This is a genomic window from Aureibaculum luteum (genome assembly GCF_003449015.1).
Taxonomy (GTDB): domain Bacteria; phylum Bacteroidota; class Bacteroidia; order Flavobacteriales; family Flavobacteriaceae; genus Aureibaculum; species Aureibaculum luteum.
Genome location: NZ_QRGD01000001.1, coordinates 84,990 through 110,859, shown reverse-complemented (window position 1 = coordinate 110,859; position 25,870 = coordinate 84,990). Strand labels below are relative to the sequence as shown.

Annotated in this window: 26 protein-coding genes; 8 read left to right on the top strand and 18 right to left on the bottom strand. The window is 32.6% G+C overall.

Annotated features, from left to right (window positions below; all coding sequences use genetic code 11):
- Nucleotides 1-259: 259 nt before the first annotated feature.
- Nucleotides 260-2,989, bottom strand: a complete 2,730-nt coding sequence (ppdK, locus tag D3P13_RS00535; RefSeq protein ID WP_117879348.1) for a pyruvate, phosphate dikinase — start codon at nt 2,987-2,989, stop codon at nt 260-262.
- A 442-nt stretch (nt 2,990-3,431) separates the two neighbouring features.
- Between ppdK and D3P13_RS00530 the strand changes: the two genes are divergently transcribed.
- The 4 genes from D3P13_RS00530 (at nt 3,432) to D3P13_RS00515 (ending at nt 8,316) form a co-directional block, all read left to right on the top strand.
- Nucleotides 3,432-6,146, top strand: a complete 2,715-nt coding sequence (locus D3P13_RS00530; protein ID WP_117879347.1) for a phosphoenolpyruvate carboxylase — start codon at nt 3,432-3,434, stop codon at nt 6,144-6,146.
- A 157-nt stretch (nt 6,147-6,303) separates the two neighbouring features.
- Entirely contained in the window at nt 6,304-6,981 is a 678-nt protein-coding gene (locus tag D3P13_RS00525) for an NAD(P)H-binding protein (RefSeq protein WP_117879346.1), read from the top strand.
- A 140-nt stretch (nt 6,982-7,121) separates the two neighbouring features.
- Nucleotides 7,122-7,781: a hypothetical protein gene (locus D3P13_RS00520; protein WP_117879345.1), complete on the top strand. Its 660-nt coding sequence runs from the start codon at nt 7,122-7,124 to the stop codon at nt 7,779-7,781.
- 46 nt (nt 7,782-7,827) lie between these two features.
- Entirely contained in the window at nt 7,828-8,316 is a 489-nt protein-coding gene (locus D3P13_RS00515; protein ID WP_117879344.1) for an AAA family ATPase, read from the top strand.
- Nucleotides 8,317-8,331: 15 nt separating this feature from the next.
- On the opposite strand, the gene D3P13_RS00510 is transcribed toward D3P13_RS00515, so the two are convergent.
- The 6 genes from D3P13_RS00510 to D3P13_RS00485 all read right to left on the bottom strand — a co-directional run bounded on the left by D3P13_RS00510 (nt 8,332) and on the right by D3P13_RS00485 (nt 12,714).
- Nucleotides 8,332-9,417 carry an amidohydrolase family protein gene (locus tag D3P13_RS00510; protein ID WP_117879343.1) on the bottom strand — a complete coding sequence of 362 codons (1,086 nt, stop codon included), beginning with the start codon at nt 9,415-9,417 and terminating at the stop codon, nt 8,332-8,334.
- A 57-nt stretch (nt 9,418-9,474) separates the two neighbouring features.
- On the bottom strand, nt 9,475-9,984 hold the full coding sequence (locus D3P13_RS00505; protein WP_117879342.1) for a DUF3124 domain-containing protein: 510 nt from the start codon (nt 9,982-9,984) through the stop codon (nt 9,475-9,477).
- 107 nt (nt 9,985-10,091) lie between these two features.
- Nucleotides 10,092-10,994 (bottom strand): hypothetical protein, encoded by a 903-nt coding sequence (locus D3P13_RS00500; protein ID WP_117879341.1) that lies wholly within the window; start codon nt 10,992-10,994, stop codon nt 10,092-10,094.
- Between the two features lie 9 nt (nt 10,995-11,003).
- Nucleotides 11,004-11,540 carry a hypothetical protein gene (locus D3P13_RS00495; RefSeq protein WP_117879340.1) on the bottom strand — a complete coding sequence of 179 codons (537 nt, stop codon included), beginning with the start codon at nt 11,538-11,540 and terminating at the stop codon, nt 11,004-11,006.
- Between the two features lie 89 nt (nt 11,541-11,629).
- Complete coding sequence (locus tag D3P13_RS00490) at nt 11,630-12,133, bottom strand: hypothetical protein (protein ID WP_117879339.1); 504 nt, start codon at nt 12,131-12,133, stop codon at nt 11,630-11,632.
- Nucleotides 12,134-12,159: 26 nt separating this feature from the next.
- On the bottom strand, nt 12,160-12,714 hold the full coding sequence (locus D3P13_RS00485) for an RNA polymerase sigma factor (RefSeq protein ID WP_117879338.1): 555 nt from the start codon (nt 12,712-12,714) through the stop codon (nt 12,160-12,162).
- Between the two features lie 288 nt (nt 12,715-13,002).
- On the opposite strand from D3P13_RS00485, the gene mscL reads away from it, so the two are divergent.
- Nucleotides 13,003-13,443, top strand: a complete 441-nt coding sequence (gene mscL, locus D3P13_RS00480; protein WP_117879337.1) for a large conductance mechanosensitive channel protein MscL — start codon at nt 13,003-13,005, stop codon at nt 13,441-13,443.
- An 80-nt stretch (nt 13,444-13,523) separates the two neighbouring features.
- On the opposite strand, the gene D3P13_RS00475 is transcribed toward mscL, so the two are convergent.
- From D3P13_RS00475 to D3P13_RS00455, 5 genes are all read right to left on the bottom strand, one after another.
- On the bottom strand, nt 13,524-13,895 hold the full coding sequence (locus tag D3P13_RS00475; protein WP_117879336.1) for a hypothetical protein: 372 nt from the start codon (nt 13,893-13,895) through the stop codon (nt 13,524-13,526).
- Between the two features lie 105 nt (nt 13,896-14,000).
- A complete protein-coding gene (gene acs / locus D3P13_RS00470) occupies nt 14,001-15,908 on the bottom strand; it encodes an acetate--CoA ligase (protein ID WP_117879335.1) in 1,908 nt (635 codons plus the stop codon).
- A 15-nt stretch (nt 15,909-15,923) separates the two neighbouring features.
- A complete protein-coding gene (locus tag D3P13_RS00465) occupies nt 15,924-16,436 on the bottom strand; it encodes an energy transducer TonB (protein WP_117879334.1) in 513 nt (170 codons plus the stop codon).
- Between the two features lie 9 nt (nt 16,437-16,445).
- Nucleotides 16,446-18,134, bottom strand: a complete 1,689-nt coding sequence (locus D3P13_RS00460) for a sodium:solute symporter family protein (RefSeq protein WP_117879333.1) — start codon at nt 18,132-18,134, stop codon at nt 16,446-16,448.
- Between the two features lie 72 nt (nt 18,135-18,206).
- Nucleotides 18,207-18,455: a DUF4212 domain-containing protein gene (locus D3P13_RS00455; protein ID WP_117879332.1), complete on the bottom strand. Its 249-nt coding sequence runs from the start codon at nt 18,453-18,455 to the stop codon at nt 18,207-18,209.
- A 68-nt stretch (nt 18,456-18,523) separates the two neighbouring features.
- Here D3P13_RS00455 and D3P13_RS00450 point away from each other — a divergent pair, with 68 nt between their 5' ends.
- Nucleotides 18,524-19,312, top strand: coding sequence for a sulfite exporter TauE/SafE family protein (locus D3P13_RS00450; RefSeq protein ID WP_117879331.1), 789 nt, complete (start codon nt 18,524-18,526; stop codon nt 19,310-19,312).
- Between the two features lie 6 nt (nt 19,313-19,318).
- Here the strand turns inward: D3P13_RS00450 and D3P13_RS00445 are convergent, their stop codons facing one another.
- The 4 genes from D3P13_RS00445 to D3P13_RS00430 form a co-directional block, all read right to left on the bottom strand.
- On the bottom strand, nt 19,319-20,212 hold the full coding sequence (locus D3P13_RS00445; protein ID WP_117879330.1) for a Ppx/GppA phosphatase family protein: 894 nt from the start codon (nt 20,210-20,212) through the stop codon (nt 19,319-19,321).
- A gap of 8 nt (nt 20,213-20,220) precedes the next feature.
- Complete coding sequence (locus tag D3P13_RS00440) at nt 20,221-20,709, bottom strand: SixA phosphatase family protein (protein WP_117879329.1); 489 nt, start codon at nt 20,707-20,709, stop codon at nt 20,221-20,223.
- A 98-nt stretch (nt 20,710-20,807) separates the two neighbouring features.
- Nucleotides 20,808-21,455, bottom strand: coding sequence for a pyridoxamine 5'-phosphate oxidase (pdxH, locus tag D3P13_RS00435; RefSeq protein WP_117879328.1), 648 nt, complete (start codon nt 21,453-21,455; stop codon nt 20,808-20,810).
- 9 nt (nt 21,456-21,464) lie between these two features.
- The gene (locus tag D3P13_RS00430) at nt 21,465-23,000 is read right to left on the bottom strand and encodes a sodium:solute symporter (RefSeq protein ID WP_117879327.1); all 1,536 of its coding nucleotides are present in this window, start codon (nt 22,998-23,000) and stop codon (nt 21,465-21,467) included.
- A gap of 103 nt (nt 23,001-23,103) precedes the next feature.
- Here D3P13_RS00430 and recR point away from each other — a divergent pair, with 103 nt between their 5' ends.
- Nucleotides 23,104-23,721: a recombination mediator RecR gene (gene recR, locus D3P13_RS00425; protein WP_117879326.1), complete on the top strand. Its 618-nt coding sequence runs from the start codon at nt 23,104-23,106 to the stop codon at nt 23,719-23,721.
- Between the two features lie 115 nt (nt 23,722-23,836).
- Nucleotides 23,837-23,992, top strand: coding sequence for a hypothetical protein (locus tag D3P13_RS21840; protein WP_157972789.1), 156 nt, complete (start codon nt 23,837-23,839; stop codon nt 23,990-23,992).
- A 2-nt stretch (nt 23,993-23,994) separates the two neighbouring features.
- On the opposite strand, the gene D3P13_RS00420 is transcribed toward D3P13_RS21840, so the two are convergent.
- Together D3P13_RS00420 and hemH are read right to left on the bottom strand one after the other, a co-directional pair.
- The gene (locus D3P13_RS00420) at nt 23,995-24,546 is read right to left on the bottom strand and encodes a CopD family protein (RefSeq protein ID WP_117879325.1); all 552 of its coding nucleotides are present in this window, start codon (nt 24,544-24,546) and stop codon (nt 23,995-23,997) included.
- A gap of 162 nt (nt 24,547-24,708) precedes the next feature.
- Entirely contained in the window at nt 24,709-25,740 is a 1,032-nt protein-coding gene (gene hemH / locus D3P13_RS00415; protein WP_117879324.1) for a ferrochelatase, read from the bottom strand.
- Between the last annotated feature and the right edge of the window lie 130 nt (nt 25,741-25,870).

The following is a 25,870-nucleotide window of genomic DNA, read 5'->3' as shown; positions in this document are numbered from 1 at the left end:
TAGTTTTGTGGGTCAGTGAGTATCTATGTAATTTTATTATCAGACTTTAAAAACCTTATTATGGTAAATATAAATATAGCATAAATTCAGTTTTAATAGTGAATTATATTTCAGGACGAGACCATAATACGAATAGCATATTTACAATACACTTTTGTGACTTAATTTGCTAAGACAGACTATTCAATACATCTTAATGGTGAAAATCCCAAACCAAGAAATTCTCGATTTGGGATTTCAATAAATACCTTATTTAAAACTATAAACTATCTTTTATAGCAGCTTGGGCAGATGCTAAGCGTGCAATTGGTACACGGTAAGGAGAACAACTTACATAGTTCATTCCTGTTTGATAGCAGAATTCCACAGAACTAGGTTCACCACCATGTTCACCACAGATACCAACTTTTAAATCTGGTTTAATACTTCGTCCTCTTTCTGTACCCATTTTTACCAATTGTCCTACACCTTCTTGATCTAGCACCTCAAAAGGATCTACTTTTAAAATACCTTTTTCTATATAAATTGGTAAAAATTTGCCAGCATCGTCACGAGAATAACCAAATGTCATTTGTGTTAAATCATTTGTTCCAAATGAAAAGAAATCGGCACTTTGAGCAATCTTATCAGCCAATAAAGCGGCACGAGGAATCTCAATCATAGTTCCCACTAAAAATTCAATGCTATCATTTCTTTCTTCAAAGATTTGTTTTGCAGTTTCTCTAATAATTTTTTCTTGGTTCTCAAATTCTGCCAATGTACCAATGAGCGGCACCATAATTTCTGGCTTAGCTTCAATGCCTTTTTCTTTTAAATTTAAGGCGGCTTCAATAATAGCCCTAGCCTGCATTTCAGTAATTTCTGGATAGGTAATTCCTAAACGACATCCTCTATGTCCCAGCATTGGGTTAAATTCCTCTAGTTCGGCTACTTTACTTTTAACCGCCTCTAATGAAATGTGCATATCATCGGCTAAGTCTTTTTGTGTTGCCAATTGGTGAGGAACAAATTCGTGCAAAGGTGGGTCTAGCAACCGAACTGTTACAGGCAAGCCTGCCATTGCTTCAAATATACCCTCAAAATCGTCGCGTTGCATAGGTAGCAAATCTTTAAGAGCTTCTTTTCGGCCCTTAACAGTATCTGACAAAATCATTTCACGCATGGCTTTAATACGATCAACTTCAAAGAACATATGCTCGGTTCTTGTTAACCCTATACCTTGAGCTCCAAAATTACGGGCTATTTTTGCATCATTGGGAGAATCGGCGTTGGTACGCACTTGCATGGTAGCGTATTTATCTGTCAATTCCATGATTTCAGCAAATTCACCACTCAATTCAGGTTCAGTAGTGGCTACTTTACCTTCAATAATATTACCTGTAGAACCGTTTAGTGAAATCCAATCTCCGTCATGGTATTCATGACCGTCTACGGTTAATGTTCTGTTTTTATAGTTAATTTTTAAGGCTCCAGCACCAGAAACACAACATTTACCCATACCACGAGCAACAACTGCCGCATGTGAGGTCATCCCGCCACGAGCGGTAAGAATCCCTTTGGCAATGTTCATACCTTCTAAATCTTCTGGTGAAGTTTCAATACGTACTAAAATGCTATTTTTATATTTATTAGCTTCATCTGCAAAGAATACAATTTTACCTGTTGCTGCTCCAGGAGAAGCGGGCAGTCCTTGTGCGATGACATTTGCACTTTTCAATGCTTTGGGGTCAAATATAGGATGTAATAATTCGTCTAATTTATTAGGTTCAATACGCAGTAAAGCTTCTTTTTCATTAATAGTTCCTTCTTTAAGCAAGTCCATTGCAATTTTTACCATTGCAAAGCCTGTACGTTTTCCATTTCGAGTTTGAAGAATCCAAAGTTTACCATCTTGCATGGTAAATTCCATATCTTGCATATCACGATAATGTTTTTCTAGTTTTTCTTGATAACCATTTAACTCATTATAAATAGTTGGCATTAATTCCTCTAACGAAGGATACTTCTCAGCTCGTTCGTCTTCTTCAACTTTAGCCAATACTGCCCAACGTTCAGAACCCAATTTTGTAATTTGCTGAGGTGTTCTCACACCTGCAACTACATCTTCACCTTGAGCATTGATTAAATATTCTCCGTTAAATACATTCTCTCCAGTACCCGCATCACGCGTAAAGCAAACGCCAGTACCTGAGTTATTACCCATATTACCATAGACCATGGCTTGTACATTTACAGCAGTACCCCAATCTGCTGGATAACCATGCATATTTCTATAATACACAGCACGATCTCCGTTCCAACTATTAAAAACGGCAATTATTGCACCCCAAAGTTGTTCCCATGGATTGGTAGGGAAATCATGACTGGTACGTTTTTTTACGGCTTCTTTAAAATCATACACCAAATCTTTTAAATCTTGTATGGTAAAATCAGTGTCTAATTCAATAGTGCGTTTGTGTTTAAGAGCCTCTATTATTTCTTCAAAAGGATCAATATCTTCTTTATATTCGGGTTTCATGCCCAAAACGACACCGCCGTACATTTGAATAAAACGACGGTAAGAATCCCATGCAAAACGCTCATTTTTAGTTTTATTGGCAAGTCCAATAACCACTTCATCATTCAGTCCTATGTTCAAAACGGTATCCATCATGCCTGGCATAGAAACGCGTGCTCCAGAACGAACAGAAACTAATAAGGGATTTTCTTTATCTCCAAATTTAGCACCCATACTCTTTTCGATAGTATCTATAGAAGCTTCAACTTCGTTTGTAAGTAGATTAACAACGGCTTCTTCTCCTAATAGATTATATTCTGTACACACATCTGTAGTTATGGTGAAACCAGGAGGAACAGGAATTCCTATTTTGCTCATTTCAGCCAAATTAGCACCTTTTCCACCCAATAAGTTTTTCATTGTACTGTCTCCATCGGCAGATTTATTTCCAAATTTGTAAACTCGAGTTTTAATATTTTCTAGTGTTTCCATTATAAGAGGCTTTTAGTTACATTAAATATCCTTACTAATTTAAAGATATTAGAGATTCTAATTAATGATATTTATCAATTTTAAATGTGATAAATGTTACATTAACTCGCATGATACAATCATTAAATTATTGAAAACGTAATTATAGAATTGAGGATATAAAGGATATTTTATTGAAACAGTTATGCTGTTTTTAACGAAGTACTCTTGAAAATTAAAGAACAATTTTAATTGTAATGGAGCTGTACAAATCTCACATATGCAAAAGAGCAATAAAAAATGGATTTAAATAATAAATTGAAATTAGATTATACTTATATTTAGACTTTAAACGCTAAATATGGTGTGTCTGTTACCATTCTAAATTTAGTTTCATTCCTTAGCCCAATTTTAGGGGCTAGAAAGCATATCTTTTTAAATAATTTTAATATTAGAATTTACGATGAATACTGAAATTGAAACCAATGAATATCAAAAAATAAGTGATGATAGAGAATATATTCTTCTTTGTTATGAAGAGATGTTATCGCGTATAAATGAGCACGAAACTATTAAATTACTTCAGTTAAATAAAACATCTCAAAATGAGACTATAGGGTATTCCGTTTCTGATGAAAAAATTGTACAAGCATTAGGTATTTATTTTCAATTAATAACTTTAGTTGAAGAGAACGCTGCCATACAATATCACAGGCAACTCGAAAATCAAAATGGCATTGCTGCAAATAGAGGGTCTTGGGGAGAAACTTTCAAGATATGGATTGAACAAGGTTTGGGTGAAGATAAGATTATTGAATTATTGTCTTCGTTAAATGTGATGCCAGTCTTAACTGCCCATCCAACGGAGTCAAAAAGAATTGCAATTATTGAATTACAAAGAGAGCTTTACTTATTATTGGTGCAAAAGGAAAATTCCATTCTTTCTAAAACGGAGAATAATACGATACGTGAAAAAATCATTAATTTATTAGAACGTTGGTGGAGAACCGGAGATACTTATCTTGAAAAACCTGACCTCGCCTCAGAACGTGACAATATTGTGTATTACCTAAGTAAGGTATTCCCATTGGTATTAGAAAAGAGTGATGAAAGACTGAAGGAATCTTGGATTGCGATGGGGTTTAACCCTGATAAATTAACGCAACCAGAACATTATCCGGATTTTAATTTTGGTAGTTGGGTTGGAGGAGACCGTGACGGTCATCCTTTTGTAACACCAAGTTTTACAAGAGATACGCTCTTGATACATCGTGAAAAGGCATTAGATATTATTTATAAGCAACTGGTGAATTTAGCCACTCGCTTAACGTTGTCTGGTATTAAAAACCCTGTACCCACTGCACTACTTGAAGCCGTGAGTAAGCAAGCAAAAATATTGGGAGCGTCTGGAGAAAAAGCCTTAAAACGTAATCCACATGAACCATGGAGACAATATGTTAGTCTTTTGGTGATTAAAATGGAGAACACCATTGCTGAAAAATTTGGTGAATCTGATTCTTATTATAGGTCGAGTACTGTTTTACAGGAAGATTTAAAATTTATTAGAAATATTTTAATAGAAGGTGGAGCACAAGGAATAGCGGAAGATATTTTGTTTCCTGTTGAAAGAACGGTACAATGTTTCGGGTTTCATCTTGCCAAATTAGATATTAGACAAAACAGCGGTTACCATGAAAAAGTAATTACGCAGATATTAGAAAAGTCGGGATTCGAAAAGTTTGATTTTCATAATTGGGATGAAAAAACACGTGTTTCTTTTTTGACTGAAGAATTAGAAAAACATACTCCATTAACCAATAATACAATATCATATGGTTTAGAAGCAGATAATGTACTAGATTATTTTAGGGTTTTAAGACAACATATTAGTTTATATGGTTCAGAAGGAATAGGGTCTTTAATAGTAAGTATGACTAGAAGTCTTAGTGATTTATTAGTGATGTATTTATTGATGAGAGAAACACAACTATTAAACACTAATTTACGTGTGGTACCACTTTTGGAAACCATAGAAGATTTAGAAGGAGGAGATAAGATATTGGAAGATTTTTTAAATTTTCCAATCACTAAAAATCGCCTAAAATTAATGTCAAATACACAAGAAGTAATGGTTGGGTATAGTGATAGTAATAAAGATGGCGGAGTATTGGCGAGTAAATGGCATTTACATAAGGCGGAAGAGAGCCTTTGCAGCATTGGTGAAAAGCATGATATAAAAATTATATTTTTCCATGGTAGAGGAGGAACCATAAGTAGAGGTGGTGGTAAATATCATCGTTTTATGGAAAGTATGCCTATAAATTCTGTTAATGGTCAAATAAAATTGACAACTCAAGGAGAATCTATTGCACAACAATTTGGAAATCAATTAACAGCAACTTACAATTTAGAAATGTTGGCGTCTGGTGTGGCTCGCCAAACGATGAAAATTTACACCTCTCAAAAAGAAGAACTTTATCCTTATGAAACCTTAGATTGGCTAACGGATAAATCGGTCGACTTTTATAAAAACATGGTTCAACATGATGATTTTATTCAGTTTTTTAGTGAAGCAACTTCAATTGATTTATTAGAGAAAAGTAAAATAGGATCAAGACCTGCACGGCGATCTGGACAACGTACTTTAAGTGATTTAAGGGCTATTCCTTGGGTGTTTAGTTGGAATTTATCACGTTTTACCTTAACAGGTTGGTTTGGTGTTGGACATGCCTTAAAAGAACTTAAAGAAAATAAAGTATCAAAATTTGAGGAGCTAAAACAACATGTTGATTCATGGCCGTTTTTAAGGTACATGTTAATTCAAATAGAAACGAATTTAATCCTTGCGAATTCGGAACTGATGAAAGTGTATTCAGAACTCGTTTCTGATAAAGACATCAAATCCAATTTTTTAAATATGATTTTAACCGATTATAAGGAAGGAATTATTCACATTGAAGATTTACTCGGTGAGCCAGCTTCCGTTAGAAGAATAGGCCAAATAGAAAATTTGAAAAGAAGAGAGAAAGAATTAGAAGTATTGCACAAACTTCATATTCAATATTTAAAAGAATGGAGAAGTGTTATGGTTACCAACCCTATTGAGGGTGATCAGATACTTACAAAACTGTTGTCTATTACTAATTCGTTATCTGGAGGTTTAAAAAATACAGGTTAAACAGTGAAAAGTATTGTAAACTCAAAAAAGTACTTCTGTAAATTTTGTTTTTAAATCAGAAGTAATTAGTTTATTTCTAAAGCTTATTTTTAATAAAGAGCATAAATTATTAGTGTAAATAAATTGAAGTTTTAGTACAATATCATTGAAATAAAACATGATCAATAAATCAGATTCTGTAATACTATTAGGAGCCACAGGTGCCGTTGGAAACCAAGTTCTTAATAACTTAATAAAGAGGCCGGAGGTTCTTCGAATTTCAACTTTAGGTCGTAGGTCATTGCCAGATATATCTGAAACATTAGTAGTGCAACATAACGTAGATGTTTTTGATCCCAACACATATAGAGACAAAATAACTAATCATCAAGTGGCCATTTGTACTTTTGGTGTGGGTGAACCCTCTAAGGTAAGTAAAGAAGAATTTATAAAAATAGATAAAACAGCAGTAATTGCATTTGCTAAAGCTTGTAAAGAAGCAGGTGTTGCACACTTTCAATTATTATCTTCGGTTGGCATTAATGCTAAATCGGCCTCTTTTTATTTGCGGATTAAAGGAGAGCTAGTCAATGAATTGGAAGCAATGAATTTTGATAGACTCAGTATTTTTCAGCCTTCAATGATTATAACAAAAACGAATAGATATGGGCTAGCTCAAGGGATAACATTAAAAGTTTGGCCTGTACTGAGTCGCGTATTATTTGGTCCATTAAAAAAGTATAGAGGTATTAATGTTGAGCTTTTAGGAAAAGCTTTTGTTACAAACATGTTCGAAAATAAAATGGGTGTAGAAATGATTACTTGGGAAGACCTTAAGAGGCTTTCCAACTTATAAGGGAAAACTTGAATCTTAGTTCCTATAAAAGATTTTATAAATAATTTACAGTTCATCATATAAAAACAACAATTCAACAAATTAAGTTTTATTAAGTAGTAGGGTATACGGAATTTTGAAAAAACAAAATCAATATTAAGATGGAAGAAACGATTAAGATTTTTATATACATACATGCTTTTTTTGGTGGATTAGGATTAATAACAGGACTGGGAAGTATAATTGTGAAAAAGGGAAGTAAACCTCATAAAGTTATGGGGAAATTATTTTCAATCGGTATGATAACGAGTTCATTGATTATAATACCAATTTCTTGGATGCCTAATCATAAAAGCATACTTCTTTTCCTAATTGGATTATTTACCATCTATTTAGTAATTTCAGGAAATCAAATATTAACGTTTAAGTTGAAAAGTAAGAAAGCAGCAAAACCAATTGATAAAATTATATCAGGGAGTATGTTATCATTATCAATACTGATGATATTATTTGGTGCCTATGGTATGATGAAAGTAAACGACTTGAATTATTTATTATTTATTTTCTTTGGAGGTTTTGGACTTCTAGTAACCCTAAAAGATTTTATTTTTTATAAAAATTTTGTAAAAGGTAAAAACGAATGGCTTAGAAATCATGTCGGAAAAATGATTGGAGCGTTTATTGCGTCGGTTACGGCATTCTTAGTCGCTGGTTTAGGCATTTGGAATGTGTTTGCTTGGACTTTACCTACAATTATAGGCACAGTTTATATACTCTATTGGAAAAGAAAATTAAAACCTAAAATGGTTGTTAAACAATAGAGCGTTTCTAACAAGAAACGATTGTCATAGATTTAATTAATACAAAATGATTCACTTAATAGTAGGGAATACAGGTGCTGGAAAAACCACGTACGCCAACGAATTGAAAAAAGAAACGAATGGAGTTATTTTCTCCATTGATAAATGGAATAATACACTTTTTCTAGCGGATAAGAAACCAACGGACGGATTGGAATGGTTTCTTGAAAGAATTGAACGTGCTGAAAAAATGATTATGGATTTAGTTGATCAGTTAGAAAACGCAAAGATAGATGCTATTCTTGATTTAGGACTTTCAAAATTTGAGCATAGAGAGAAATTTAGAAAATTTGCTAAAAGGAAGGGCTATGAACTAACATTGCACTTTTTAGATATTTCAAAAGAAACCCGGTTGAACAGAATAACAAAACGGAATACTGAAAAAGGAGCAACATTTGAGTTTGAAGTGACCAAAGAAAATTTTGACTTTATGGAAGGTTGGTTTGAGAAACCTGACCATAAAGAAATGCTTAATGGAATACGTATTACAGCGTAAAACACTAATTAGAATTTACTCCCCAAACAAACTTTTGTCCAAGCCAGGTACAATACGCAAGGCATTTTTATAATATACTTTTTTCAATACGTCATCGGGTAAATCTAACCCGTACATTGGCCAAAAAGCATGGTATTTTTTATGATATGGAAAGTATTCGTCATTAGACTCTAATACTCTAAAATACGTGGGAAATTCTTCTGGTTTCCAACTGTCTTTTCCGAATAAAATCCGATCCTGATATTTGATAAAAAAGGCTTTCGCAAATCGAGGTTGTCTGCCCAACTCTGCAATTATGGCTCCTATACCAACATTCATATTAGGCATTTCATCTAATAGCTCACCTAATTTACCCAAATCATTCGCAAACCAACCCATGTGAGCGTTTATAAAAGTCGTTTCAGGATGTTTTTTAAACATATTATGTTGTTCTGCAATAATTTGCTCCCATGGAGCGGGGTCATTTGCTTCACGTTTTCTTCTCGGATGAGTTTTGAGTTCTAACCAACGCTCATTATCACCATCAAATGTATCCCAAAATGATTTAGGATCTGCAGCATGGATTAAAACAGGTACACCTAATTCTCCACAAAGTGCCCATATGGGATCCAATCTTTTATCGTCAATAGCAATTCTATTACCGTCAGTGTCTTTATTTCTGAGCCCTAAACTTTTATAAACCTTTAGTCCTCTAGCTCCATTTTTAACATCTTCTCTTAACTGATTTACAGCATTTTTTGCCCAGTCTTTTTTACCAACTTCATCAAAGTCTACATTGGCAAAAACAACAAAACGGTTGGGGAAATTTTTAGCAATATTGGCAACAGATTGTTGCAGGTCTTTTCCTGATCGGCCACTTAAATTTACCATGATGCCCATGTTAAGCGTGTCCATAGCAGCTACTACAGGACTCAAGTCTTGTTTAGGCATATTGTACTGATGCCCGTGTACGTCAATAAATGGAAACTTAGCTTTTTTTATAATCTTGCCAGGAATAACTAAGGTTGATTTGGGATTGTATTCTTCAAAAGTTAAGTCTTGTGCTATTAAAGTTGTGTGTACAAGAAAAAGAACTAGGCTTAATTTAAAAAATTTCATCATTGATGTTTTCTTTGGGTTATACTAGAGAAGTATTTAAAAATGTTTTTTGAAAGTAAATTATTCTATACGTTTTCCTTGTGTGGTAAAAGAAAGGCCTTGTTGGCTCATTGTTGAGCTCATAATACCCTCGAAAAGCGGATCTGGAGATTTTTTTGGAATATTCCAGTCAAAAATAAAATTAGAACCTGTACCACCTTCTATATCGGCTTCGTCAATAATTATCTCTACAGTTTCAAGTGGAGCTAAGTAAATAGGTTGTTTAATATAAGTTCGTACTAAATGCCCTTTTGTATGGTAGTAATCAGCTTTTAGAATATAAATAGTATCATTAAAACTAGTATTTCTCAAGCTTACCATCGCCGTAAGGTTATGTGTTTTATGTTCTGTATAACTATAAATTTGGGAGTATACAGAAAGATAGGTTCTGCCAAATTGTAGTGAGTCTTTTTGACTTATGTTTATTGTTCTTTTTTTCCAGTCAACAGCATCAAATTCATCTTTGCCTAGATTTAAGTCACAAGATGCAGCTAACACGATAATCAATAAGAGATAGGTGAATTTTTTCATATTTTTTATTAATTTAAAAATGACATTATAGTGTTGGCAAACAAAGATAGAGAAATTATTGATTAAAGAAATTACATTTTTGTCTATTCAGCTTTTAGTAATAATTTTCATTTTTTTAAGCTTAACATATAGCCCATATTAATAGTAAAGAAGCCATTGGACTTGAGATCAGTTTCTGTAGCTACAGCGTTAGGGAAATTAATAGTATATCCTACATCTAAATTGAACGATTTACTTACAAATGTTATTGGTAAATTAAGTTGTACGTTTAATAGATCAAAAACATCATAATTAATATATTCTGCTTCTTGAGTTTGGCTATTTAGTTCTTCTAAGGCCATAGTTTGTTGAGCAATTAGAAAGTTTATCCGTGGCTTGAATTTTATTGAAAATGTTTTTTTCTTTGCCAAATTAATTTTACCATAGGTGCTAGATATTAATTGTAAGGCATTATCGGTACCGAATAAATAAGTAGCAGAAAGTGTAGAGCCAATAGTTCTTTTTTTATTCTGGATACCTAAACCTAAATCAACAGCATTGGTGAAAATGTCCGACCCATCGCTATAGAAATATCGAGTATAGCCTGTGCTGAGGTACAGTAATTTTTTTTTACCTAAGTATTGATTGTAACCTAAAGACAAACTTGTAAAATCCCAGTTAGGGTCAAATGTTTCATAATAAAGTCCTGAAATACTAAAATTAAAACCAGAAGAGTGATAGTAGGATGCTTGAGGGTAAAAATTAAATTGGTCAATTCCTGAATCTCTACCAGAAAAATAAGAATTGCTGTTAAACGTAATACTCGTGTAAATAAAGTCATAACGATTTAAGGAAGCCAAAATATCATCGATCATTTGATCTTCGTTAAAGAAAAGTTCATCAAGTAACATGTCTATCTCATCATCTGCAGGTGTTACTTGAGCATAAGAAAAAAAAGAGGTTGCCACCAGAAAAAGTAGCAACCCTGTTATTCTAAAAAATGTTAAAATTCTATAGGCAGTATTTTTCATAACTTAAAGTTAATTATTCCCATTACCACTGCCATTACCACCGTTACCATTGTTTTTATTACGCTGACCGTTGCTGTTAGAACGATTTCCATTTCTCAATTCACCTTGCTCACCAGAATTTTTTATACGTTGCTGTAACTTTTCCTGGATCATTATGCGTTGTTCTTCGGTAAGGGTACCTTGAAATTCTTTTCGCATAGTACGTAAGCGAGTTTGTTGTTGCAGTACCAATTGTTGTTGTTCATCTGTAAAAGAAGCTCTTAACCTTTCTCTTATTTGTTCTCTTGTAAGTTCTGGGTCTTTTAAAAGAGCTAATTGTTCCTCAGTTAATGATTCTCTAAGCATTTCACGGTTTTGCTTCATAATGCGACGTTCATTTTGGAGCATTTCTTGTTGTTCTGTATTTAAGGTTTCTTTAATAACCTCATAGTTTTGATTTCTATTTTGGTTTTGATTCTCATTCTGATTTTCTTTTTGTGCATATAAGAACCCTCCAAAAATCATTACTAGTGCTAGTATTACTAATTTAATTTTATTTGTTTTCATGACTTTTATTTTTAAATTTATACTTCTTTTTTTTATTGAACCGATTCTGATTAATAGACCTTTATTCTGAATAATAGTTTGAAATGTTTTTAAAGAATAATATTTTCTACAAAACTATCATCAATATAATTATCTATTAATGAGTCGCTTTCAATAATTGAGTTCAAAAAAATGTTGTCGAATTCTTTTTCCATAACCTCTACATTCTCAACTAAGTTATTAACTAAGTAGTTGTCTAAAAAATTACTCATTTCTTCATCACTGACAAAAAGAGAATTTATTAAAATATCTTCATCATTTGCATTCGCTAAATTTTCAACGTCAGCATCATTTAGATTATTTTTGGTTTTTATATTGTATTTAAAAACAATACTCAGTGCTATAAGGATGATAATTGAAGCGGCCATTAAATAGCCGAAACTAGGTCTTAAATAAAAAACACGTGGTTTTTCCTTTTGGGTGATGGCCACCTTTTCCATAATTTTTGATTTAGATGTTTTAAAATAATCTTTAGGAATATCCATCCCTAGATCATTTTTATGAAGTTTTGTTAACTCTTCTTTATTGATTTTATGTAAATTAAATTTTTTCATAATCGTTTTATAGACCTTTATTTTTATTAAAAGTTTGTTTGTGCTGTTATTTCATCTTCTATTATTTTTACGGCACTGTAATATGATGATTTTAGTGTATTTTCATTTATTTCTAAAATGTCTGCAATTTCTCTAAAGCTTAAATCATCAAAGTATTTCATATTAAACACTATGCGTTGCTTATTAGTTAACTTGGTATTAATAATCTGATGGAATTTCAGATTCAATTCATCACCATTAAAATAATTGTCTTGTGTTAAATCTTTTAGGTACTGCGGCTGAATTTCATCCAAGGAAGCTAAATGTGTTTTGTTTTGTTTTTCCAAAAGTCTAAGAGCTTCATTATGTGCAATTCTAAACATCCATGTAGTGAGTAAGCTATTACCTTTAAAAGTTTCTATCTTGTTAAAAATTCTAATGAAAGTGTTTTGAAGGGCATCATCGGCATTCTCATGAGTCACTACTATTTTTCTAATATACCAATACAAACGTTTTTGATACCGATTTAACAATTCAAGAAAAGCCTTTTCTTTAGTTTTAGGATTTGTAAGTTGCTGTATAAAGTTGGCTTCAGTGCTCAAAACATTTGATTAAATAGTTAAATTACAATTAAACTAATCAATAGACCTTTGTTTTTTTAAATAGTTTGGAGGTAGTACTAATAAAGTTAAAAATGTTTAGAAAAACACGGCTCATTGTGGTTGCTGTGGGGTGTAAATGCATTTTATCAATATTAGTTAAAGTAGAATACATTACTTATTTCAAGAAATATGTGATTTTAATGGCATATAAATCTTTCTAAAATTAAAGCTATTTTTGTTTTCTTAATATGAGAAATGAGTTTAATAATAATGAAATAATAACTAATTATGGGCTTACTAAAAGAATTTAAAGAATTTGCAGTAAAAGGTAATATGATGGATATGGCCATTGGTGTTATTATCGGTGCATCATTTAATAAAGTAATAGATGTACTGGTTAAAAAAGTATTAATGCCACCGTTGTCTTACTTAACTAATGGTATTGATTTTAAGGATAAAGTAATAATTCTTAGAGATGCTGAATTGAATAGTGCGGGAGAAATTATCAAAGAAAAAATTGCCTTAGGTTATGGAGCTTTATTTGAGGCTTTTCTGGATTTTATAATTATTGGCTTTACGGTCTTTATTGTGGTAAAGTTTATGAATAGGTTACGTAATAAAGCTCATGATACTAAAGATGAAACGGTGGTAACTCCTAAAGATATACAGTTGCTTTCAGATTTAACTGATTTAATGAAAGAACAGAATGAATTATTGAGAAGTAAATAAATGCTTTTGATTCTAAGAGGGAGTTAAATAATTCTTCTCGATATTTTTAAGAACAAAACATCGAGAAGAATAACTATTAATTATAGCTTAATTAAGTTTTTTTCAAGATTAATATCTTGTAACATATCTTCAGTGAATTTATAGTGACCTCTGAATGTTATTATTTTAAAACGGTTGTCTTTCATGCGAGTTAATACTTCTAAAAAACGCCATTTAGATTTTAATTGATTAGGTTCTGCTGATTTTAAACTTACTTCAAAGTAGTGTTTTCTACCTGCTTTTTCACCAACAATATCTGGCGTAACTGAAAAATCTGTCCCTTTTTGAGAGTAAGATTTTGGAGTCTCATAACCTTCAATATCGGCCTTTATGTTTTCATAACCTAACTTCTCAACATAAGTAACCGAATCTTGTAATAATTTTTGATTTTCTGTTTTATCTATTGCTATCATAAAGAGCAAAATACAAAATTTTAATGAGAAATCCAAATTAAAAACAGGGAAATAGCTCTCAAAACATTTGAAAATCAGATAATTAATAGATCGTCTTTTTGGTCTTTACAATACGTTCTCTTTTATTTCATCAACTACTTCTGGGTTTAATAGAGTTGAGGTGTCGCCTAAATTACTCATATCTCTACTCGCAATTTTTCTTAAGATTCTTCGCATGATTTTACCAGAGCGTGTTTTAGGCAATCCACTTGTAAATTGAATTTTATCTAATTTGGCAATTGGCCCAATATGTTCGGTTATAATCTGATTAATTTCTTTTCTAACATTATCATGAATTCTACTTTCTCCAGTTTCTTTAAGAATAATATAACCATAAAGAGCATTACCTTTAACGTCATGAGGAAAGCCTACAACAGCAGATTCAGCAACAGCGGGATGCTCATTTATTGCATCTTCAATTGGAGCAGTACCTAAATTGTGACCAGAAACTATAATAACATCATCCACGCGTCCTGTAATTCGATAATAGCCAACTTCGTCGCGTAATGCACCGTCGCCAGTAAAATATTTATCTTTAAATGCGGTGAAATACGTTTCTTTATAACGTTGATGATTACCCCAAATAGTTCTAGCCATTGATGGCCATGGAAATTTTATACACAGCCTACCATCAACTTGATTACCCTTAATTTCTTCACCATTTTCATCCATTAAAGCGGGTTGAATACCAGGAAATGGTAACGTGGCGTAGGTCGGTTTTGTAGGGGTAACATAAGGTAATGGCGTAATCATAATACCACCTGTTTCTGTTTGCCACCACGTATCTACAATAGGGCTTTTCTTTTTCCCGATAACATCATTATACCAGTGCCAAGCTTCTTCGTTAATAGGCTCACCAACTGATCCTAAGACTTTTAAAGAGGATAAATCATGGGTTTCTGCAAAATCAATGTTTTGTTTTGCCAATGCTCTAATTGCTGTAGGAGCCGTATAAAACTGATTAATTTTATGTTTAGCAATCACTTCCCAAAAGCGTCCAAAATCTGGATAACTAGGTACGCCCTCAAACATAACTGAAGTTGCTCCATTGGCTAATGGACCATAAACGATATAACTATGACCTGTAATCCAACCAATGTCAGCAGTACACCAATACACATCATTTTCTTTGTATTGAAAAACATTTTTAAAAGTATAAGCGGTATATACCATATATCCTGCAGTGGTATGTACCATTCCTTTTGGCATACCTGTTGAGCCTGACGTGTAAAGAATAAACAAAGGGTCTTCCGCATCCATAATTTCGGCTGCACACTCCGTTGAAGCTTTATCTAAAAGAGGTTGCAACCATTTGTCACGTCCCTCTTTCATGGTAATGTCTGAGTTAATTCTGTTAACCACTAAAACGTCTTTGACGGAAGGGCATTCATCTAAAGCTACATCTACAATACCTTTTAAATCAATTGTTTTTGCACCTCTGTATGATCCATCAGATGTAATAACCATTTTACAATCACTATCATTAATTCTCGTAGATAAAGCGTTTGAAGAGAACCCAGCAAATACAACAGAGTGTACGGCACCAATTCTAGCACAAGCCAATAATGAAATTGCCAATTCAGGTATCATGGGTAAATAAATACAAACACGATCTCCTTTTTCAATACCATGGTCTTTAAGCACGTTAGCAAGTTGGTTTACACGTTCGTATAATCTTCTATAGGTGATGTGTTGGGCGGCTTCGTCTGGACTATTAGGTTCAAATAAGATCGCCGTTTTATCGCCTTTTGTAGCTAAATGTCTATCAATACAATTTTCAGTAATATTAAGTTTCGCACCTTCAAACCATTTTATTTCAGGTTTAGAAAAATCCCAACTCAAAACATTATCCCACTTTTTACGCCACATAAAATGCTCTTCAGCAATTTCTGACCAGAAATTTTCTGGATCTCTGATTGATTTTCTATAGACTTGATAATATTCTTCTAAATGTTTGATACTGTAATTACTCATTTTTTATTGTTTTTATTATTGCAACATAAAAGTTATAGGTAACCAATAGCTAATCTCTTTTGGTTTTCCATTGATTTCACCTGGTTCTAAATTTGGTATTTTTGATATTAATTTCGCAGCCTCATCTTCCGCTATTTTATAGTTGGAATAGATGTCAATATTAGCAATCTTTCCTTCATTAGAAATTGTGAAAAAACAGTGAATTTTATGTCTTCCTGTTGGTAAGATAGTTAACGCTGAGGTGTTAAATTTTTTCGAAATGAATTTCTGTAATGTTTGTGTAAAGCAATCTTTTTGCTCTTCAACATCGCTTAATGATTTACATGTTTCAAAAATTGGTGGTTTTGTAATGATGGGGTCATTTATACTAACATCATTTTTTTTTGATTTAATTTCTTTAATGGTAATGCCATCAGTGAGTTTACCCTTTTCAAGTACAATTGAATCGTTAGCTTTATCATTATTTTGAGCATATGATAATGCTGAAATTACAATAATACAGAAGATTAGAATTGTTTTTAATTTCATTTTTTGGTTTTAATGTGTTGCATCTCCTGCATTAGATGGTATTCTAATATTTTCTACAATTTCTTGAACTTCTTCAGGAGGTGGAGGAGTAAATTTAGAAATTATTATTGAAAAAATGAAATTTATTAACATTGCTACCGTACCAAATCCTTCAGGTGAAATACCAAACCACCATTCCGCTTCAGTTCCACCACCAAACCATTGAAATTTAAATTTAAGCATGTAAAATAACATGGATAATATACCTACGACCATTCCGGCAATGGCTCCTTCTTTGTTCATCCGTTTATCAAAAATACCGAGTATGATAGCAGGGAAAAAAGAAGCTGCTGCCAAACCGAATGCCAAGGCGACGGTTGCGGCGACAAAATCGGGTGGGTTTATACCAAAATACCCTGCTATAACTACCGCTACAACAGCTGAAAGTCGAGCGGCTATTAGCTCGTTTTTGTCGGAGATGTCTGGTTTTAGTTGTTTTTTTATTAAATCATGTGAAACAGAAGTAGAAATTACCAACAGTAATCCCGCTGCTGTTGATAGAGCGGCAGCCAATCCTCCAGCGGCAACCAAAGCAATTACCCAGTTAGGTAATCTTGCAATTTCGGGATTTGCCAAAACCATTATGTCGGGATCAACAGTTAATTCATTCACAGTTTCATCAGCAACATATTGAATTTTACCATCACTATTTTTGTCATCGAATGTAATAAGCCCTGTGGTTTCCCATTTTGAAAACCATGCTGGCATTTCTGAGTATTCTTTTTCACTTACAGTATCAATTAAATTTGTTCTAGCAAATACTGAAATTGCCGGTGCCGTAGTATATAAAATAGCTATAAAGAGTAAAGCATATCCGGCAGATTTTCGAGCGTCTTTTACTTTAGGAACAGTAAAAAACCGGACAATTACATGCGGTAATCCTGCTGTACCTACCATAAGTGCAGCTGTAATAAAAAACACATCAATCATTGATTTTGATCCGTCAGTATAAGCTGCAAAACCCAAATCTGTAGAAAGTCCGTCTAATTTATCTAGTAAATAAACACTTTCTCCAGTAACTTTACCTCCCATTCCTAGTTGTGGAATTGGATTACCCGTCATCTGAATGGAGATAAAAATAGCAGGAACCATAAAGGCAAATATCAAAACACAATATTGAGCTACTTGTGTGTAAGTAATCCCTTTCATACCTCCAAGTACGGCATAAAATAAGACAATTATCATACCTATAAAAACACCTGTATTAATATCGACTTCTAAAAATCTAGAAAAAACCAAACCAACACCACGCATTTGTCCCGCAACATAAGTAAAGGACACAATCAAAGCACATATTACGGCGACTGTTCTTGCGATATTAGAATAATACCGATCACCTATAAAATCAGGCACTGTAAATTTTCCAAATTTTCTTAGATATGGGGCTAAAAGGAGGGCGAGTAACACATAACCGCCAGTCCATCCCATTAAATAAACAGAACCATCATAACCATTAAAAGAAATAAGGCCCGCCATACCAAGAAAAGAAGCAGCTGACATCCAATCTGCAGCTGTTGCTAATCCGTTAGCTAATGGGGAAACACCACCGCCTGCTACGTAAAATTCTTTGGTAGATCCTGCCCTTGCCCAAATAGCAATACCTATATATAATGTGAAAGTTGCAACAACGATAATGTATGTCCAAATTTGTACAGTCATGTGATTTAATTAGTTAGTAGTGGGTTTGAAATGAAGATTGGTTATTGGTAAATTTATTTATGAATATTATTTTTAAGTGTCATATCCATATTTTTTATCTAATTTGTTCATCAAGCGTACATAGACAAAAATAAGTATTACAAAAACATAAATAGAACCTTGTTGGGCAAACCAAAATCCAAGTTTAAAGCCACCGAGTCGTATTGTATTTAATTGTTCAACGAGTATAATTCCGAAAACATAGGAGACTAAAAACCAAATAGCCAGTAGAATAGCGAGGTATTTTAAGTTTTCTCTCCAGTATTTTTTGTGTTTTTCCATAGCTATAATGAGTAAAATATGTAGCAAGATAAAAATATAATCTTTAATTTGTAGTGTTATTTAAATTTATGATAGAAATTTTAGAAGTTTTCTTACACTATTGGGAAATTATAGTACTTTTTTTTGCAGTTTCTTTACTTTACGCATCTGTAGGTTTTGGAGGTGGCTCTAGTTATTTAGCCATTTTAGCCTTAACGGGATTAAGTTTTATTCAATTTAGAGCTATTGCTTTATTGTGTAACATTGTTGTAGTAAGTGGTGGTACTTTTATTTATATAAAAAACGGATATTTTGAGTGGCGAAAGATTATTCCGTTAACCATAATTAGTGTTCCTCTTGCTTTTTTAGGGGGATATTTAAAAATAAGTCAGACTTTCTTTTTTGTTTTATTGGGTAGTACCCTTGTAATTGCAGCGGTATTAATGTGGGCAAGTAAATATTTGGTAGACTACTCTGGTAAGATAAAACAAAAGTCAGTGGCAAAGAATAGCTTTATAGGAGGGGGTATAGGTTTTGTTTCTGGAATGGTAGGTATTGGTGGAGGTGTTTTTTTATCACCATTATTACATTTAACACATTGGGATACTCCTAAAAAAATAGCAGCCACGTCTAGTTTTTTTATTCTGGTAAATTCTATTGCAGGGTTGTTGGGGCAATACTTTACCAATCACAATAATGGGAGCTTTACATTTGATTCAAATTTAGCTATAGCACTTATGATAACAGTATTTTTCGGAGGGCAAATTGGATCGCGACTAGGTGCTAGAAAGCTATCTCCTTTTCTAATAAAAAGAGTTACAGCGGTTTTAATTGCAATTGTAGGATTGCGAATTTTGTGGAAATATCTAATTAATTAACAGCGGTTATTCGTCTAGTTTACCCGAATGTAAAGCTTTTATAATACCGTCGGCTAATCCGATTTTTGGAACATAAATATTCTTTGCTCCACTCCATTTCATAGCATTAATATAAATTTTACTTGCAGGTATAATTACATCAGCACGGTCTGGATTTAAACCTAATTCACTTATTAGTTGCTCATAAGTCATTTGTTTTAAGAACTTATAATGTGCTCGCATATAGATATAAGAAAGTGGTTTTCCTTCTGCTCTGGTAGACATTTTAAAAATTTTGTTGATGTTTCCTCCTGAACCGATTAGGGCAATTTTTGTTAAGCCTTCACTTTTATTTTCAATCCAACTTTTAATTTTTTTGTTAATTTCTTTATGAGTTTCTTTATCAATAGTTCTCACCGTACCCATTTTAAAGGATTTTGAAGCTATAATTTTACCGTTACTAAAAAAGGTTAATTCGGTACTACCACCACCAACATCTACGTATAAATATGATTTATCACCTAAAATTAACTCATTTAAATCGGTAGCTGAAATGATTGCTGCTTCCGTTTTTCCGTTTATGATATCGATATTTACTCCTGATTCTTTATAAATTTTCTCAATAACCTCTTGACCATTTTTTGCTTCTCGCATTGCAGAAGTAGCACAAGCTTTGTATTTTTCAACCCCATGAACATCCATTAATAACTTAAAAGCTTTCATGGTGTTAATCATTCGGTTTTGATTATTTTCTGATATAACACCCGTTGTAAATGCATCTGCACCTAATCTTACAGGAACGCGAACCAATGATGATTTTCTATAGTGTGTAGGTGAGTTTTCTTGAACAATTACATTGGAAACCAATAACCTAACGGCATTAGAACCAATATCGATAGCGGCGTATTTTTTTATTTCCAAACTATGCTTTATTTATAATGTTTAGGGAACTCTTGTAAAAATGTTTTCCCTTTTTTTATGTTTTTCCAATGTTTTATGTCAAACTTAATACCGATTACACCACAAGTAGGAACATGGCTTATAGGGTCACTACCAAATGTATTAACAAAAGTATTGATACCATGATCATGACTAAAAATAATGGCAGATTTGAATCCATCATCCAAGGCTTTAACTGTTTTAATGAGGTAACCATCACTAAAACTATATAATGATTTACTGATTTTTAGATTTGCCAATGGATAATTAAATGTGTAGCCAAATATCATTGCCGTATGTAAAGCCCTTGCTGCACAACTTGACAAAAACACATTGGGTGGCTTTACTTTTTTAAGAAGTTCTTTCGAAATTAAATAAGCATCGTTTATGCCTCTTTCTTTTAAAGGTCTGTCAATATCTTCAATCGAAGAATATTCCCATGATGACTTTGCGTGTCTAACGATATATAGTGTTTTCATGTTAAGCTCCGCTGTCGCGGGAAATATTTTTTAGTTAAAAGACAGACTAAATTGTCATAAAGCTAAATTAGTATTAAAACGTAAATTATAAAAGTAAATTATGGTGCCAATCGTTCTTTTTTCCAATTAAATTCAAGATCTAATGTATATCTGATTCTATCGTGCATTCTATTGGGTCTGCCTTGCCAAAACTCAATACTTATCGGTTTTATTAAAAAACCACCCCAATTATGTGGACGAGGTATTTCTTTACCTTCAAATTCATTTTCATATTCTTTCAACCGCTCATCTAGCTCTTTTCTTGAAGATACTACTTCACTTTGATTGGAAGCCCAAGCTCCCAATTTACTTCCATCAGGTCGAGATTCATAGTAACCATCTGATAAATTTTCAGCTAATTTTTCGGCCTTACCTTTTATGATGATTTGACGTTCTAATGCTGGCCAAAAAAAAGACAAGCAGATATTGGGATTTTTAAAAATGGCTTTTCCTTTTTCTGAATTATAATTGGTATAGAAAATAAAACCTTCCCAAGTAAATTTTTTCAGTAAAACCACTCTGTTTTTAGGGAACCCGTCTAAGCCAATAGTGGAAATATTCATCGCATTTGCTTCATGAACACTGTCATCATTATCAGCAACAAAAAACCAATCTCTAAATAATTCTATAGGATTTTCTGGAGTGTTTTCTTCCAGTAAATCATCCTTATCATAGGTTTTTCTATAATTACTTAGGTCTTTTTCCATATTGTAAAGTTACTTTTTCTTTCTGATAAACCATAACCCTATTATGGTAATCAATCCATTTATAGGTAATATCTCCCAATGAAATTGATAGTAGTTATTTTCTGCTGCATATTTTTCTGCACATTCCCAAGCAGGCTTTCCGCATGAAATAATATTTTCATAATCGAAATAATAAGCATAGAGAACAGGAGAAATACTAATTAAATATGTCAATCCAATAGAAATAAGAGCAACAATCCACGCGTATTTATCCTTTATTTGATATTTTGTAAAAATACCGAACATAAATAATCCCAACAGTGGGCCATAGGTGAACGTAGCAAACTTGAATAAGTTTCCAACTACATTTCCATCAAGTGAGTTAAAAATAATAACCACTACCATCAATAAAAGAGATACACCAATGTGTACTTTTTTACGCAATGGTATTTGTTTCTCTTTTGGTCTTTTTTCAATACCTAAAAAATCTACTGAAATGGATGTTGTTAATGAGGTTAATGCACTATCAGCACTTGAATAGGCTGCGGCAATCAAGCCGATTATAAATACGACAGCTAGTGGTGTACCTAAATCTTGATTCATTGCAATTTCTGGGAATAACAAATCGGTTCTTGTTCTACCATCGACTACAGGAATTTCAATCCCTAATTTATCTGCATATATAAAAAGTAATGCACCTAACGATAAGAAGAAGAAATTAACGATAACTAATAATACAGACATCGAAATCATGTTTTTTTGAGCATCACCTTTGTTTTTACAAGTTAGGTTTTTCTGCATCATATCTTGATCTAATCCAGTCATGGCTATAGTTATAAAAATACCTCCAATAAAGTATTTCCAAAAGTAAGTAGCACTATTTGGGTTGTCAAAAAAGAATATTTGACCTCTTTCTGCAAAGGCGTCTGTTTTTAAAAACTCAATGTAAGACCAATCTAATTTTTCATTAATTAGATAAATAGCAAGACCAACAGCTGTTAACATGGTCAATGTTTGTAACGTATCTGTCCAAACAATGGTTTTTATTCCGCCTTTAAAGGTATAAAGCCAAATCAGAAGTATTGAAATAACGACTGTAAGCCAAAAGGGTACACCCATTTGTTCAAAAACAATATACTGCATGGCAAGTGCAACTAAAAATAGTCTAAATGATGCTCCAGTAACTCTTGAGAGTAAGAAGAAAAAGGCTCCTGTTTTGTAACTCACTTTTCCAAAGCGTTGTTCTAAATATTGATAAATAGAAGTAACGTTTAATTTATAATAAATAGGTAATAAGATAAATGCAATTAATAGATAGCCAACTAAAAATCCGAACACACCTTGCATGTACGCAAATTGTGATCCGCCAATCATTCCTGGTACAGAAATGAAGGTTACACCTGATAACGATGCTCCAATCATTCCAAACGCAACGATATACCAAGGTGATTTGTTGTTTGCTTTGAAAAAAGTCTCATTAGTTGCTGACTTTCCGGTAAGAAATGATATGAGTATTAGCACGCCAAAGTAGGCGGCAATTAAAAGGAGGATATGAAGAGGTTGCATAGGTTAGTTTTAATTTTGAGGTACGAATATAAGGTTTTTTTTAGTTTCAGATTTAGGATTTTGACTTGAGAATTTCTAGTTTAATTTTTATAAATTAGCCACCATGAATTTTTCTTCAAAACTCTTAGAAAATGCGGTAAATGAGGTGTCTCAATTACCCGGAATAGGAAAGCGTACAGCCTTACGTTTGGTGTTGCATTTATTGAAGCAACCGAAAGAGCGTACAACGTATTTAACTGAGGCCTTACTAAATTTAAAAGAGAAGGTTAAGTTGTGTAAAAATTGCCATAATATTTCTGATGTTGATCTGTGTGAAATTTGTGCTAATAAAAACAGAAACGATGAGTTAATTTGTGTAGTTGAAGATATTAGAGATGTAATGGCCATTGAAAGTACAGCTCAATTTAGAGGAATGTATCATGTTTTGGGAGGTAAAATTTCACCTATTGAAGGGGTTGGTCCACAAAATTTAACCATAGATAGTTTGGTTGATAAAGTCAGAGGAGGAAATATAAAAGAAATTATTTTTGCATTGAGCCCTACCATGGAAGGCGATACTACCAACTTTTATATCTACAAACAGTTGGAAGATTTAGATATTAGTGTTTCTACAATTGCTAGAGGAATTGCTGTAGGTAATGAGTTAGAATATGCTGATGAAATTACACTAGGCAGAAGTATTTTAAATAGAATTCCTTTTGAAGGGAGTTTAAAGCAATGATCGTTTAATACTACGCAAAACTTTTAGATTCATTATTTTTTTTTGTAAGTTGCTGGTTTTTAGAAGAAAATAAAGAGTCCATTTGTAATAATTTTTAAAGAAATTGAAAAAAATTATGGATATAATAATTTATATACTAATAATTGCAGTAGCAATTCTTAGTATTATGCACATAGATTTTCCAGTAAGGAAATATGTAATGTATGGTGCTATTATTTATGTTTTGGCTGATATTGGTCTAAAAGCGTACAGAAAGAATAAAAAAGTGTAAACTTACTCCTTATCCCAACTTCTCTTACTCCGAATTCTCTTATATAATTTTATACCCAGCATCAATAAAATGGAAACCCCAAGTATACCTAAGGTTCCAAAAATCCAGCCTATAGAATTCTTTAATACAACCAAAAATACAATGGCAAATAGGAGTATGGTGGCAACTTCATTCCAAATTCGTAATCCAAAAGAAGAATAGTTAAGAAAACCTTTTTCAATTTGATTGACCATGTGTTGACACGAAAAATGATATAGATACAACAGTAAAACAAATACTAATTTAATCCACATCCAAGAGGTTGATAACCAAATGGGTTGAACAATCAACAACCATGTTGCAAAAATTAATGTTAAAATCGCAGAAGGCCAAGTTATAATATACCAAAGTCTTTTAATCATTAATTTGTATTGCTTTTGTAAGATGCCCTTTTCTAATTCAGGTTTTTTTTCTGCTTCTTTATAATAGATAAAAAGCCTAATAATATAAAAAAGTCCTGCAAACCATGTGGTTACAAAAATAATGTGTAATGATTTAAGGTAGAGGTAATTCATTTTTGATTAAAGAATAATGATTAACGACCTGCCTCGCCAATGGCGAAGATTTTGACTTTATTCTGTTATTTTTTCTCTTGGTAATAAAACTTAAAATTACTTTATTACTTTATTACTTTATTACTTTTTAATTTGAACCTTATAATTATAATTTAATGTCTTTTATAGCGTAACGGGTTCACCGACCCATTCATTTACCCAATTTACCATAACATCAACCCAATCATCATTGTCATTTAGACATGGTATGTGTTTGTATCCTTGACCACCAGCACTTTTAAACTGATGTTCACCTTCCATGGCAATCTCCTCTAAGGTTTCTAAACAATCAGCTACAAAAGCAGGAGTAATTACGGCTAAATTTTTAACACCTTCTTTCCCAAATTTTTCCAATTCAAAATCGGTATATGGTTTTAACCATGGGTCTTTTAACAATCTAGATTGAAACGAATTACTATACGTTCCTTCTTTTAATTGTAATGTTTTTACTATGGCTTTTGTGGTTTCAAAACACTGATGTCTATAACAAGTTCTATGAGCTTTTGAATGTGTGTCACAACACGAACCGTCAATTTTACAATGTGAATTTGTGGTATCTGATTTTAAAATATGTCGTTCTGGTATTCCGTGATATGAAAACAAAATATGATCATAATCAAATCCTGATAAGTGACGTTTTAAATTGGCACTCATTACCTTTATGTAATCGGTATTGTTATAAAATACGGGCATTACATCCATCTTAATCGTTGGATAGTGTTTTCTGTTAATTTCCTTAGCTTTTTCAACTACGGTTTCAAAAGAAGACATGGCGTAATGTGGATATAATGGTACAAGTAATATCTCTTCAACACCTCTTTTTACAAGTTGTGCAATACCACTTTCAATACTCATGGAACCATAACGCATTCCTAAAGCTACAGGAATTTCTAATTTGTCAGCAACTTTTTTTGAGAATCGCTCAGATATAACCACTAAAGGAGATCCTTCTTTCCACCATATTTTTTTATAGGCTTTGGCTGATTTTTTAGGACGTGTGTTTAGAATAATACCTTTTATAAGCAAATACCTTTTCCATCGTGGAATGTCGATAACACGCTCATCCATCAAAAATTCATCTAAATACTTTCTAACATCCTTTACTTTGGTGCTGTCAGGAGAGCCTAGATTGACTAATAAAATTCCTTTCTTCATTAATTACAAATTGGGCTACAAAAATACAATTATTCGTGAAGTTTTGTTGAAAAAATATCGTTTCCTCATTCTGACGACTGTTTTACTCAATTTGTATTTCTCGTTGTTAAATTAATAAATATATTTACGA